Annotated in this window: 13 protein-coding genes; 8 read left to right on the top strand and 5 right to left on the bottom strand. The window is 69.2% G+C overall.

Annotated elements, in window-relative coordinates:
- The first annotated feature begins 2 nt into the window (after nt 1–2).
- Nucleotides 3–1040, top strand: coding sequence for a sensor domain-containing diguanylate cyclase (locus tag FFS27_RS02195; protein ID WP_003084406.1), 1038 nt, complete (start codon nt 3–5; stop codon nt 1038–1040).
- A 3-nt stretch (nt 1041–1043) separates the two neighbouring features.
- Here the strand turns inward: FFS27_RS02195 and FFS27_RS02190 are convergent, their stop codons facing one another.
- The gene (locus FFS27_RS02190; protein WP_003084407.1) at nt 1044–1799 is read right to left on the bottom strand and encodes an NRDE family protein; all 756 of its coding nucleotides are present in this window, start codon (nt 1797–1799) and stop codon (nt 1044–1046) included.
- A gap of 121 nt (nt 1800–1920) precedes the next feature.
- Here FFS27_RS02190 and FFS27_RS02185 point away from each other — a divergent pair, with 121 nt between their 5' ends.
- From FFS27_RS02185 to FFS27_RS02175, 3 genes are all read left to right on the top strand, one after another.
- A complete protein-coding gene (locus FFS27_RS02185) occupies nt 1921–2724 on the top strand; it encodes a sulfite exporter TauE/SafE family protein (RefSeq protein WP_003110587.1) in 804 nt (267 codons plus the stop codon).
- A 9-nt stretch (nt 2725–2733) separates the two neighbouring features.
- Nucleotides 2734–3534 (top strand): prolipoprotein diacylglyceryl transferase, encoded by an 801-nt coding sequence (lgt, locus tag FFS27_RS02180; RefSeq protein ID WP_003084409.1) that lies wholly within the window; start codon nt 2734–2736, stop codon nt 3532–3534.
- A 205-nt stretch (nt 3535–3739) separates the two neighbouring features.
- Nucleotides 3740–4534: a thymidylate synthase gene (locus FFS27_RS02175; RefSeq protein WP_003110588.1), complete on the top strand. Its 795-nt coding sequence runs from the start codon at nt 3740–3742 to the stop codon at nt 4532–4534.
- Nucleotides 4535–4560: 26 nt separating this feature from the next.
- On the opposite strand, the gene FFS27_RS02170 is transcribed toward FFS27_RS02175, so the two are convergent.
- From FFS27_RS02170 to FFS27_RS02160, 3 genes are read right to left on the bottom strand one after another with little or no spacing between them, the layout of a single operon-like run.
- Complete coding sequence (locus tag FFS27_RS02170) at nt 4561–5358, bottom strand: FkbM family methyltransferase (RefSeq protein ID WP_003084414.1); 798 nt, start codon at nt 5356–5358, stop codon at nt 4561–4563.
- Between the two features lie 34 nt (nt 5359–5392).
- Nucleotides 5393–6772, bottom strand: coding sequence for a GTPase/DUF3482 domain-containing protein (locus FFS27_RS02165; protein WP_003117881.1), 1380 nt, complete (start codon nt 6770–6772; stop codon nt 5393–5395).
- On the bottom strand, nt 6765–8150 hold the full coding sequence (locus FFS27_RS02160; protein ID WP_023094310.1) for a DUF2868 domain-containing protein: 1386 nt from the start codon (nt 8148–8150) through the stop codon (nt 6765–6767). The genes FFS27_RS02165 and FFS27_RS02160 overlap by 8 nt, the downstream gene beginning before the upstream one ends.
- A gap of 191 nt (nt 8151–8341) precedes the next feature.
- Here FFS27_RS02160 and FFS27_RS02155 point away from each other — a divergent pair, with 191 nt between their 5' ends.
- Nucleotides 8342–8704 (top strand): hypothetical protein, encoded by a 363-nt coding sequence (locus tag FFS27_RS02155; protein ID WP_021263134.1) that lies wholly within the window; start codon nt 8342–8344, stop codon nt 8702–8704.
- Nucleotides 8705–8740: 36 nt separating this feature from the next.
- On the opposite strand, the gene FFS27_RS02150 is transcribed toward FFS27_RS02155, so the two are convergent.
- Complete coding sequence (locus FFS27_RS02150; RefSeq protein WP_137951925.1) at nt 8741–9892, bottom strand: glycerophosphodiester phosphodiesterase; 1152 nt, start codon at nt 9890–9892, stop codon at nt 8741–8743.
- 209 nt (nt 9893–10101) lie between these two features.
- On the opposite strand from FFS27_RS02150, the gene FFS27_RS02145 reads away from it, so the two are divergent.
- From FFS27_RS02145 to FFS27_RS02135, 3 genes are all read left to right on the top strand, one after another.
- Complete coding sequence (locus FFS27_RS02145) at nt 10102–11175, top strand: hypothetical protein (protein WP_023100744.1); 1074 nt, start codon at nt 10102–10104, stop codon at nt 11173–11175.
- The gene (locus FFS27_RS02140) at nt 11172–12212 is read left to right on the top strand and encodes a hypothetical protein (RefSeq protein WP_023100745.1); all 1041 of its coding nucleotides are present in this window, start codon (nt 11172–11174) and stop codon (nt 12210–12212) included. Before FFS27_RS02145 ends, FFS27_RS02140 begins: the two co-directional genes overlap by 4 nt.
- 70 nt (nt 12213–12282) lie before the next feature.
- Nucleotides 12283–12714 (top strand): dihydrofolate reductase (locus FFS27_RS02135; RefSeq protein WP_137951924.1); only part of this gene is annotated, 432 nt, incomplete at its 3' end.

Here is a 12714-nt window from a genome sequence, read left to right as displayed (position 1 = left end):
AAATGGACGAACGGGCGTCGAAGCCGCCAGGTCTTCTTCCGCTGTCACGCGAAGACCTTGAGAAAACCCTGCGATATGCCCTGGAGATCGTCAGCGACGGGATCTGGGACTGGAACATCGCGACCAACCAGGTCAGCCGCAGCGCCGGCTGGTACCTGATGCTCGGCTATCCGCCGCATAGCCTGCCGGAGAGCGTGGAGACCTGGAAGAACATCATCCATCCCGAGGACTATCCGCGGGTGATGGCCAGCTTCCAGGCCTACCTCGACGGCGAAAGCCCGGAATACTGCGAGGAATACCGCTGCCGCACCTACAGCGGGGATTACCTGTGGATCAGCGATCGCGGGCGTTTCGTCGAGTTCGACGAGCGCGGCGAGCCGCGGCGGATGATCGGTGCGCACCACGAGATCCATCAGCGCAAGCTGGTCGAGCTGGAGTTGCAGCAGCGCAACGAGGAACTGTTCGACTGGAACCGGCGTCTCGAGGACCTGGTGGCCGAGCGCACCGAGGCGCTGCACCGGGTCAACCAGGCGCTGGCCTCGAAGATGGCCGAGGCCCAGCGCCTGAGCGAAATCGATCCGCTCACCGAGCTGTACAACCGGCGCAAGTTCGAGCAGTGCCTGCACCATGAATGGATGCGCCGGCAGCGCCATGGACGCGCGACGGCACTGGTGATGATCGATGTCGATCACTTCAAGCGGATCAACGACCTGTTCGGCCACTCCACCGGCGATCGCGTGCTGGTCGCCTTCGGCCGCCTGGTCGCCAGCGAGCTGCGCGAGGTCGACGTGCTGGCGCGCTGGGGCGGCGAGGAGTTCATCCTGCTGCTTCCGGAAACCGGCCTGGAGGCCGCGGCGGCCTTGGCCGAACGCCTGCGCCAGCGGGTTCGCTCGCAGTCCTTCGAGATGGGCGAGCGGTTGACCGCCAGCTTCGGCGTCGGCGTGCTGAACGATGGCGAGACCCTCGACCTGCTGCTGTGCCGGGTGGACGACGCCCTCTATCGGGCCAAGCAGCGTCGCGATTGCGTGGCCTGTTGCTGAAGGTCAGCCTGGCGGCAGCACCAGGCTGACCTCGCCGAGCCGGGCGCCGGACGGCCCGAAGCTGCGCTCGATCATCTCCCGCGTGCCGTCGGCGTGTACCCGTACGACGCTGCTGGCGCGAGTGCCGTAGCTCGGGCTGGCGATGAACACGCTGGAGAGCAGACGTTCCGTGGCCAGACCCACGCCGGTATCCGGCAACTGGCTGTCGGCGGCCGGCGCTGCGTCGGCCAGCAGCTCCAGCAGGGCCTGCGGATGCGGCTCGGCAAGCCGCTCGGCGAGGGCGGCGCGAGCCTTGAGCAGCTTCGGCCAGGGCGTATCGAGGGCCGCGTTGGACAGCCCGTAGACCCCCGCCGGCAGCAGGCGCGGTGGCCCTACGCGGGGGTTGTAGTGCCAGAGCTGATGGCGATCGCCAATGAGCAGGTTGAAGCCGGAATAGTCCGCAGCGCGCCCGGCGACCTGCGCCAGGTAGTCGGCCGGGTTGCCGCCGCCGCGCAGGAAGTCCGCCACCAGTTCGCCACGGGAGCGCTTGCCGAGAGCCTGCGACGGATCGCGGACGTTGGTCAGGGCGGCGAAACGGCCGGCCGGGCCGAGCCCCAGCCAGGTGCCGCCGGCCTCCAGGTCGCGTCCGGCGAATACCCCCTCGGCGTCCTCCCAGGCCGCCAGCGGCAGGCTCGGGCGGGCATAGAACTCGTCACGGTTGGCGGCGACCAGCAGCGGCAGGGCGTGCCCCGGTTGCCAGGCGAAGACGATCAGGCACATGCGCGATCCTTGGGATGGGCTGGCCGTCAGGCTAAAGGCATCCGCCATCGCCGTTCAAGCACGACGCCTGCCGCGCGGCGCGCAATTCCGTTACCATGCCGGCTTTCCAACGGGGGCGTGCATGGAGTTTCTCCTCTATATCGTGCTGGGCGCCTGTGCCGGCGTGCTGGCCGGACTGTTCGGCGTCGGTGGCGGCCTGATCATCGTCCCGGCGCTGGTCTTCAGCTTCACCGCGCACGGTTTCGGCGGCGACGTCCTGACCCAGATGGCGGTCGGCACCTCCCTGGCGACCATCGTCTTCACTTCGATCAATTCCATTCTCGAACACCATCGGCGCGGCGCGGTGCGCTGGCCGGTGTTCGCCTGGATGACCCTCGGCATCCTCATCGGCAGTGCCCTCGGCGCGCTGACCGCGGCGCAGATCAAGGGGCCGCTGTTGCAGAAGATAATCGGGGTGTTCGCCATCCTGGTCGCTTTGCAGATGGTTCTCGATCTCAAGCCAAAGGGTAGCCGCGAGGTGCCCGGCAAGGGCGGCCTGACCCTGGCCGGCGCGGTGATCGGCTGGGCCTCGGCGATCTTCGGCATCGGCGGCGGTTCGCTGACCGTGCCTTTCCTCAGTTGGCGCAGCGTGCCGATGCAGCAGGCGGTGGCGACTTCCTCGGCCTGCGGCCTTCCTATCGCCATTTCCGGCGCTCTGTCGTTCATCGCGGTCGGTTGGCACAACCCGCAGTTGCCGGAGTGGAGCCTGGGCTACGTCTATCTGCCGGCGTTGGTCGGCATCGCCGCCACCAGTATGCTGTTCGCCCGCTTCGGCGCGCGCCTGGCGCATCGTTTGTCGCCGCGCGTACTCAAGCGACTGTTCGCCCTGCTGCTGTTCAGCGTGGGCATAAGTTTCCTGACCCCCGATCTCGCTTTTCTGTCGTAGGAGTTATCGATGCTGACGTATCCCCAGATCGATCCGGTTGCGCTGGCCGTCGGCCCGCTGAAGATCCACTGGTACGGGCTGATGTACCTGATCGGGATCGGCGGCGCCTGGCTGCTGGCGTCGCGCCGGATGAAGCGCTTCGACCCGACCTGGACCAAGGAGCGCCTTTCCGACCTGGTCTTCTGGGTCGCCTGCGGCGTGATCCTCGGTGGCCGCCTGGGCTACGTGCTGTTCTACAACCTGGACGAGTACATCGCCAACCCGACGCTGATCTTCGAGGTCTGGAAAGGCGGCATGTCCTTCCATGGCGGCCTGCTCGGCGTGATGCTGGCGGTCTGGTGGTTCGGCAAGCGCCATGGCAAGAGCTTCTTCCAGCTGATGGACTTCATCGCCCCGCTGGTGCCCATCGGCCTGGGCGCCGGGCGCATCGGCAACTTCATCAACTCGGAACTGTGGGGCAAGGTCAGCGATGTGCCCTGGGCCATGGTCTTCCCCAACGGCGGCCCGCTGCCGCGGCATCCCTCGCAGCTGTACCAGTTCGCCCTGGAAGGCGTGGCGCTGTTCGTCATCCTCTGGCTGTTCACCCGCAAGCCACGGCCGACCGCCTCGGTCTCCGGCCTGTTCGTGCTGTGCTACGGGATCTTCCGCTTCGTCGTCGAATTCGTCCGCGTGCCGGATGCCCAGCTCGGCTACCTCGCCTGGGGTTGGCTGACCATGGGCCAGGTGCTCTGCGTACCGATGGTGCTGGCCGGCATTGCCCTGATGGTCTGGGCCTACCGCCGCGACGCGGCGCAGCCGAAGGCGGCCTGAGCCGCTTTTCGTGCCCGGGGCGGATAACGTCGCAGGCGTCATCCGCTCCGGGCAGCCGGCTTTCCGCTCCAGGGCGTGCATGGCTTGCGCCGGTCGCGCCGAACTGGCGATGCCGGCCCCGTCGCCGTAGACTTGGCCATCCTTCTGTCATCCCTCGGTGGGAGCCGCCATGTCGGCGCCGCACCGATATCGATCCGAGCCTCCGATGAAACAGTACCTCGACCTGATGCGCCACGTGCGCGAGCACGGCACCTTCAAGAGCGACCGCACCGGCACCGGCACCTATAGCGTGTTCGGCCACCAGATGCGTTTCGACCTGGCCGCGGGCTTCCCCCTGGTGACCACCAAGAAGTGCCACCTCAAGTCGATCGTCCACGAGCTGCTGTGGTTCCTCAAGGGCTCCACCAATATCGCCTACCTCAAGGAGCACGGCGTCTCGATCTGGGACGAGTGGGCCGACGAGAACGGCGACCTCGGCCCGGTGTATGGCTACCAGTGGCGCTCCTGGCCGGCGCCGGACGGCCGCCACATCGATCAGATCGCCAACCTGATGGCGATGCTGAAGAAGAATCCGGACTCGCGCCGGCTGATCGTCTCCGCCTGGAACCCGGCGCTGATCGACGAGATGGCCCTGCCGCCCTGCCACGCGCTGTTCCAGTTCTACGTCGCCGACGGCAAGCTCAGCTGCCAGCTCTACCAGCGTTCGGCGGACATCTTCCTCGGCGTACCCTTCAATATCGCCAGCTATGCCCTGCTGACCCTGATGGTGGCGCAGGTCGCCGGCCTGCAGCCGGGCGAGTTCATCTGGACCGGCGGCGATTGCCACCTGTACGCCAACCACCTGGAGCAGGCCGACCTGCAGTTGACCCGCGAGCCGCTGCCGTTGCCGAGCATGAAGCTGAATCCCGAGGTGAAGGATCTGTTCGACTTCCGCTTCGAGGACTTCGAGCTGGTCGGCTACGAGGCCCATCCGCACATCAAGGCACCGGTCGCGGTCTGACCCTTCGGCGGAGCCGTCGGCTCCGCTCAACCGAACAGGCGGCGGTACCAGGGAAGCGCGCGCCAGTCCCGCAAAGCCCGCTCCGCATCTTCTGCGCGTTGCAGCGCCTGCTCCAGGGCCTGCTCCAGCGGTGCGACCGGATGGCTCATGGCGTGGCCATGGCAGAGCTGGAAGTCGTCCAGCAGGTTCGGCGGTAGCGCGAAGGCGCCTTCCAGGCGGGCCTGTTCCTCCGCCAGGTAATAGCCGTTAAGGCCGTCGAAGTGGACGAAACGGTAGCCCGCGGCGAGCAGCGGCGCTTTCCACTCGGGGTCGTGGTCGAACGGAGTTTCCGCGAGGATCAGCCACGGGCGCCAGCGGTTCAGGTCGAGGCCGCGGAGCACCGCGCCTTCCAGCCCTTCGACGTCGATCTTGAGGAAGTGGATCGGCCCTTCGACATGGGCCGCGCAGATCGCGTCCAGGGTGCTGACCATCACTTCGCGCGGAGTGGCCGTGCAGCCCTCGGCCTGGCGCTGGCGGGCTAGCTCGGGGTCCAGGGTGGAGAGACCCGAGGCGGCCATCTCGTAGAGCGTGGCGCGGCCTTCGCGCTCGCCAATGGCGAGGTTCAGGTTGAGGTCTTCCGGCCGTTCCCGCTCCAGCTCGCGGTGCAGGTGGGGCAGCGGTTCGATGTTGATGCCGCGCCAGCCGCGCTCGTAGAACGCCAGGGTGACCGAGTCGATCCGCGGGTGGTTGGCGCCGACGTCGATGTAGAACCCCCTGGGGAAGAGTTTCAGGGCCCGCCAGAGTCGGACGTCTTCCAGGTTCTGCGCGTAGGAAACGAAGGGCATGGGCCTACCTCTTGGGCGATCGTCGCCCAGTCTGTCATTCCCCGCGTCCGCTCTCCAGCAATTCGGCCAGCGCGTCGATCTGTTCCTGGCGGTCGCTGCCGCCCACCCGCCTGCCGTTCAGCGACGACCACTCCGGATGCGCGCGCGCCTTGCGCAGTGCTTCCGGCAGCTTGCCTTCGCGCCACTGCTTGTCTTCCGGGGTTTCCAGGCGGATCGCCTCGACCGCCGCGTGGCCGCGCGTTTGCAGGGCTGCCAGGAGCTGCCGTTGGCGCAGCGCGAGCAAGCGCAGCACGGCGTCGTTGACAGTCAGCTCGCGGGCGCCCTTGAGCTTGCCGAGCAGGCGCGAGCCGTAGTGGCCGACGGTCTGCCAGGCGCCGCCGGCGAGGGCGCCGAGGGCGGCGGCGGCGCCAAGGGTGACGCCGCCCACCAGCAGGTCGATGCCGGCGCCGGCCGCGGCACCGGCTGCAACCCCGCCGCCGAGGCGGATACCGAGTTGGCGCAGGGTCTCCGGATTGAACAGATCGTCGCCCCAGCGGCCGTCGAGCAGCGGCAGGTCGGCGGCGCGGGCGTCGTCCCTGGCGAAGGCGTAGAGCCGCAGCAACGCTTCCACGCAGGCCTGCTCGCGCTTGCGCACCTGCTGGTGCAGGTCGCGGGTGGCTTCCTGCACGGCGCTTTCGCCGCCGGGCACCAGGCGCCGACAGGCGGCGACGTCAACCAGCAATTCGGCGATCAGCCGTTGCCCGGCGCGCAGGCGCGCGGCGGCCTGGGTCTCATGGTCGGCGATCAGCCGGTCGAGTTGCGGCCGGGCGCGCTCCAGCAGCAGCGCCAGGCTCTCGTAGAGGCGCCGTTCGCCGTCCAGCGGCGGCGCCACGCTGTCGAAACGCACCAGGGCGTGCAGGCCCAGGCGAGCGAGGGCGGCGCGCCACTCCTCCTCGCGATGCTGCGGGCTGGCGACGAAGTTCAGCACCGGCAGCAGCGGCCGGCCGCAGCCGGCAAGCACCGCCAGTTCGTCGCGATACTTGGCCAGCACCGGTTCGCGGGCGTCGATCACGTAGAGCCCGGCGTCGGAGGCGAGCAACTGGCGGACCACCTTGGCTTCCTGTTCGAAACGCCCGCGCGCTTCGTTGCTGTCCAGCAACCGCGCCATGCGTTCCGGGCCATCGAGACGCTCGCCGGGGCGCTCCAGGGCGTCCAGGTAGTCGAGCAGGGCGATGGCGTCTTCCAGGCCGGGCGTGTCGTAGAGTTCCAGCAGCGCTTCGCCGTCCACCGACAGCCTGGCGCCCTCGACGTGGCGGGTGGTGCTGGGGCGATGGGAGACTTCGCCGAATCCGCGGTCGCGGGTCAGGGTGCGCAGCAGCGAGGTCTTGCCGGTATTGGTGTGGCCGACCACGGCCAGGATCAGCGGCTCAGTCATGGCCGGTCTCCAGCCAGGCCAGCGGCGAGGTCTCGCCGTGCGGCAGTTGCAGGCGTTCCAGGGCGGCGTGCCAGTCACCCAGGCGGTCGCTGTCGAGCGCTTCGCCGGGCGGAGCCTGGAGCAGCCAGATGCGGGTGCTGGCGGCGCAGCGGGCGAGTTCGCCGAGCAGTGCCAGGGTGCCGCGGTCCGGCGAGCGACGCGGGTCGCAGGCGATGGCCAGGCGCGCCGGCGGGTAGCGGGTCAGTTGTTCGAGCAGGCGACGGCGCTGCTGGCCGTCGTCGAGGATGCCGGCGTCGGCGACGCCTTCGGCGAGCTTCGGCGGCCAGGGCCGGCGATCGTCCAGCTCCACCGCCACCAGCACCGCTCCGGCGGCTTCCTGGCCGGACTGGCCGCCCTGCGGCTCCGGCAGCCAGTCCGGTGCCGCGTCGCTGACGCCGAGGCGTTCGCTGGCCGGCATCAAGCGTTCGCGCAGCAGGCTGTAGCCTGGGTCGTCGAGGTCCAGGTCGAGGTCGGCCAGGCCGCGTTTCCAGCGCCACAGGCAGAACAGACCGAGCAGCGCGCGCGGCAGGACCCCATAGACCAGCAGTACGCCTACCAGCCAGCCGGCCCAGGCGTGCCGTGCGGCTTCGCTGGCCAGGGCGGCGTCGCCGCTGGCGCGGATCAGTTCGGCGTCCGGCAACGGGAAGCCAAGCAACGCCGGCAGGGCGCCGAGCGCCTGGGTGAGGGCGATGAAGGTATCGCTGCCGAGAATGGTGGTTTCCCAGACGAAACCGTAGCGGCGGGTCGCCAGCAGGCCGAGGAGCATGGCCAGCGCGGTCAGCAGGCCGAGCAGCCAGAGCCCGTGGACCAGCGCGCCGAGGCCCCAGCGCGCCAGCCTGCGCCGGCCGAGCAGGACCAATAGCGCCGGCGCCAGGTGCGCGGCGCGGGCATCGCGCGCCAGCTTGCCGCTGAGCCACAGCCAGAGCCGGCCGAGCGCGCCCGCGGCCTCGCCGCCGGCGAGCAGGCCGAGGGCCCAGCCGAGCAGGGTCAGCAGGTGCAGGCCGAGGAGGCTGGCCAGCGCCCAGAACACGTTGACCGGGCGCTGGCCGTCGCCAAGCGCGGCGAAGGCCAGTCCGGCGCCGCTGGCCAGGGCCAGCACCAGCAGCAGGGCCAGCGCCAGCCGCGAACCCTGGCGCCAGGTCCGCTGGGCGTCCAGCAGGCCCTCGCGGCGGCCCAGCCAGTGGGCGCGGGTGAGAATACGGCGCGGCAGGGAACCGCCCTGGGCCAGCGCCTGGCGAAGCGCCTCGCTGTCTTCCAGCGGACCGGCCTGCTCCTCGCGCAGGCGAACGGCCTCGGTCAGCCAGAGGGCGTCGAGGCCGGGATGCGTCGTGTGACTCAAGTCACCTCCTGTGTCGATTTCCCTGCCGAGCGTGAATCGTGCCCGGCCAACGGCGTCTGATCAGCGCCAAACATAGCAAAAAGCGCCCCGGCGGCTCATGCTGGCTTGCCAGCCGGCTGGCGGCGGGGTGTGGGATTTTGACTGGCGCCGTGGCGAAAGCGTTCGGCGCCGGTAGCGAGAGGAACACTGAGATGAAGGTAGTACGCCGATACCCCCTGGCGCTGTTGCTGGGGATGGCGGGCGCGCTGGCCGACGAGTTGCCCGATGGCTCCTTGCTGCAACGCTATGGCGTGCAGGCCGACCAGTTGCCGACCCTGGCGGCGGATCCGCCGTCGCGCAAGGAGGAGAAGGAAACGCCGTCGCGCTTCCGGGTGGAGCCGGAGCAGCCCTTGGTGACCTTTGGCGTCAACGACCACAAGAACGTGGAGCCCACCGGCAACCCGTCGATCGACGCCATGCACGAGCGCGATCGGCGGATCTGCCGGAACATCAGGCGGCAGGCGCTGGAGAAGGGCAAGGCACAGCCCTTCGACGGCTACATCGAGTGTCCATGAGGCCGGCGCCCGCGTACGAGCGCCGATCGGGCTGCGTCAGCGCTGCTCGCGCAGGCGCACGGCGACGTCCGGCTGGTCGCTGAACAGGCCGTCGATGCCGGCGTCGAGGTAGGCCCTGATCTCGCCGGCCAGGTCGCCGCGCGACTGCGGGTTGCCGTCGGCGCTGCGGAACTCCGCCGGAAGGAAGCTGTTTTCCGCGCGGAAGGTGTAGGGATGCACCTTCAGCCCGGCGGCGTGGGCGTCGCCGACGAAGCGGGTCGGCTGGCCGAGGTTGCCGTTGGCATCGCGAGGAATCACGTAGCTCTTGTCCGGACCGACCCCGTAGGCGTAGCGCGCCACCTGGCGCAGGCCCTTGGCGGTGGCCATCTCGGCGTAGGTCAGGCTGCCGCCGCTGGCCTGCTGGTCGTAGGGCTGGCCGCTGCCGTAGAGCTGGACCAGGCGGATGCCGGTGAGGCGCTTGAGTTCCTTCAGGTTGTTCACCTCGAAGGACTGGATGAATACCGGCGCGCGCGGACCGAGGTAGCCGTTGCGGTGCAGGGTCTTCACCAGCGGGCGTTCCATGGCCAGGCCGAGGCGCTGGAAGTGGGTGCCGTGCTTGATCTCGGGGTACAGGCCGATGGTGCGCTGCTGGCTGATCTGCAGGCTTTTCACCAGGTCGATGATCTCCTGCAGGGTGGGGATCTCGAAGGTGCCGTCCAGGCGCGCATTGCCCGGGCGGATCGTGGGGATGCGCTCGATGGCGCGCAGGGTCTTCAGTTCGGCGAGGGTGAAGTCTTCGCTGAACCAGCCGGTGAGTTCCACTCCGTCGACTTTCTGCGTGCGCTTGCGGTCGGCGAATTCCGGGTGCTGGGCGACATCGGTGGTCAGGCCCAGTTCGTTGTCGTGGCGGGCGACCAGCTTGCCGTCGCGGGTCATCACCAGGGCCGGCTCGACGTAGTCGGCGCCCATCATCACCGCCAGGGCGTAGGCGCCCAGGGTGTGTTCCGGTACGTAACCGCTGGCGCCACGGTGGGCGATGACCAGCGGCGAGCGTTCGTCGCTGGCCGGGTGGCGAACGGAGGCCTGGCCCTGGGCCCAGTCGATGGCGCGTTGTACGTTGCCGGTGTCGGCGTGGGCAGCGCTGGCCAGGCCAGCGGCGAGCATCAGGCAGGCGGCGCCGAGGTGGCGGCGCAGGAAGGCTGGTTGCATGACGGGTCCTCGTCGGCGGTTCGGGAGTGTTCCAGTCCAGCAGAGTGACGCAGCCAGGTGATACTTCTTTGCCCGTTTCGCGACATTCCCGTGACAATCGCCGCCAGCGTGACGACGTCGGCGTTTTCCCGGCCAATCCAACGAAAGGGGCGGACGGCCGGGGCAGGGTATAGGGTGACGGCGCTCGCATAACAATAAGAGGATCGGTGATGGCTTCCGCGCAACCTGCCTCCGCGTTTCCCTGCCTGTTGCTGGGCGCCTGGCTGGCCTTCGATGCCCACGGTGGCGGCCAGGCCGTGGCGCCGCCGGCCCGTGTCGAAGCGCGTGTGCCGACGGCCGCTACCGATGACTGGGGGCGCCAGCCGGACAGCCTGATGAGCGCCGTGCCGCCGCGTACGCTGGAGGCGAGCGTCGGCGCCCGCGGCTCGGGATCGGCGAGTTCGCGACTGTGGATCGCCGATACCGACTTCCGCCTGCACGACGACATCGGTTTCTTCATCCAGCGCATGCTGATCCGCATGGAACCGACTCGTCCCGGCGCGCCCTTGTCGCTCGACGATCCGACGGCGATGGTGGCGCGGATCCAGGCCGGCGAGATATTCGTCAGCGACGCCACCCTGGCGACCCTGCTCAACCAGGACCTCGCCGCGTCCCGCGCGGCCGTGCGCAACCTCAGGATGAGCACCCGCAAGGACGGCCAGGAAGTGCGTGGCGAGTTGTTGCGCAAGGGGCGCTGGCGGCCGCTGCGGATGCTCACCGAGATCGAGCTGAGCGGTCCGCTGGAGGTGACCCTGGTACCCCGGCGGATCTTCGTCGACGGGGTCGAGGTCACTTCGTCGCTGGCGGCGGCCTCGATCGAGATGTCCGAGGTGCTGAAGCTGAAGACCCGGCACATGGAGCTGGTCGGCAACCGCATCCGCGTCGACCTCGACGGTTTGTTCCCGCCGCCGCGCCTGGACTTCCGCGTCAGTCGCCTGGCCCTGGCGGACGGCGGCATGCAACTCGCCCTCGGCGACTCCCTGGCCGACCTGCAATGGCCGGCATTACGGGCGCCGGACAGCTACATGTTCATCGAGGGCGGCGATATCAAGATGGCGCGCACCGTGCTGGTCAAGGCCTACGCCTTGTTCACCAGCCTCAGCCCGGGGCAGCCGCTGCTGTTCAATCTCTACGACTACCGGCGGCAACTGCAGAACGGCGTGATCCGCCTGCGCGAGGACGGCATGGTGCAGATCGCCGTGTCGCCGGTGAAGGCGCCGGCGCCGCTGGAGGCACGGCTGTGAGCCGGCGTCCGTGGGGCGTGCTGCTTGGCTGTTGCCTGTTGGCGGCCAGCGCGGCCCAGGCCGAAAGCGCCATCGACCGGCAGCAGCGCGAACTGGCCCTGCTGCGCGAGGGCTGGTACCGGCAGGTCCCGCCGGCGCCGGTGCCGCTGCCCATGCGTACGGCCGGGCCGGCGGATTCCGGCCAGGATGGCGTCGGCATACTGCTGCGCAACGTGGACATGTATCTGCGCGGCAACATCGGTTTCCACGTGCCCGAGGTGAAGGGCTGGCTGGTGCCGAACCGGGTCGGCCAGCCGGTGGACTTCGACCGCCCGCAGGACATGCATTTCCAGGTGATGGAGGGCGAGGTGCTGCTCAGCACGCGGCAATTGGCCAACCTGTTCAACGAGCACATCCTCGCCTACGACGGGACCATGTTGAAGGACTTCCGCATGAGCAGTGCGGCGGGACGCCTGGAGGTGGAGGGACGGGTGCGTCCGCTCGGCGTAGGGCCCTGGCTGCCGCTGCGGCTGGGCGGCGGCGTGGAGGTGGACGCGGCCAGCGGCGCGCTGGTCTATCGGCCCGACCAGTTGAAGGTGATCGGTCTGCCGCTGTACGGGGCGATGAGCCTGGTCGGCTTGCCGATGTCGGCGCTGGTCAGCCTCGATCGGCCGGGGGCGAGCCTGGTCGGCAGCGCCATGCGCCTGGACTACCGCAAGGTCTTCCCGCTGCTGGGCATCGACGGCCACGTACAGGAGGCCTGGCTCGACGACCAGGGGCTGCACCTGCGTTTCTCCCAGGCGCCCGGCCAGCCGTCGCCGGTGTTCAGCCCGCCGGCCGCGGCGGGCCCATCCTTCCTCTGGCTACAGTCCGGCGACCTGAAGATCTTCGAAATCCTCATCACCTACGCCCAGGTGCTGCTGAAGACCGAGACCCCGGACCAGGTGCTGACCTTCAACCTGCAGGACTACCGCAAGGTGCTGGCGACCGGCACCACCCAGGTCAACGAGGATGGCACCTTCTTCATGCAGGTGCCGCCGTATGCCAATCCCTTGTAGGCCGGGCCTGGAGTCCGCCGGCGCGAGTGTTTATCCTCGCGCCTTTGTCCTTCCACGATGAGGTAACCCCATGGCACGACCGCTGGCGATGATCGCCGCCCTTGGCGAGAACCGCGCGATCGGCATCGACAACCGCCTGCCCTGGCGCCTGCCGGCCGACCTCAAGCATTTCAAGGCGATGACCCTCGGCAAGCCGGTGATCATGGGGCGCAAGACCTGGGACTCGCTGGGTCGGCCGCTGCCGGGCCGGCTAAACCTGGTGGTCAGCCGCCAGGCCGGCCTGGCACTGGAGGGTGCGGAAGTGTTCGCCAGCCTGGACGCCGCGCTGGCGCGCGCCGAGGCGTGGGCGCAGGCGGAGGACGCCGACGAACTGATGCTGATCGGCGGCGCCCAGCTCTATGCCGAGGCCTTGCCGCGCGCCGCGCGTCTCTACCTGACCCGGGTTGGCCTGGCGCCGGAGGGCGACGCCTTTTTCCCCGAGATCGATGGCGCGGCCTGGCGC

It is taken from the genome of Pseudomonas sp. 2VD (assembly GCF_005503585.1).
Lineage (GTDB): Bacteria > Pseudomonadota > Gammaproteobacteria > Pseudomonadales > Pseudomonadaceae > Pseudomonas > Pseudomonas aeruginosa.
This window is presented reverse-complemented; position numbering and strand designations above follow the sequence as displayed.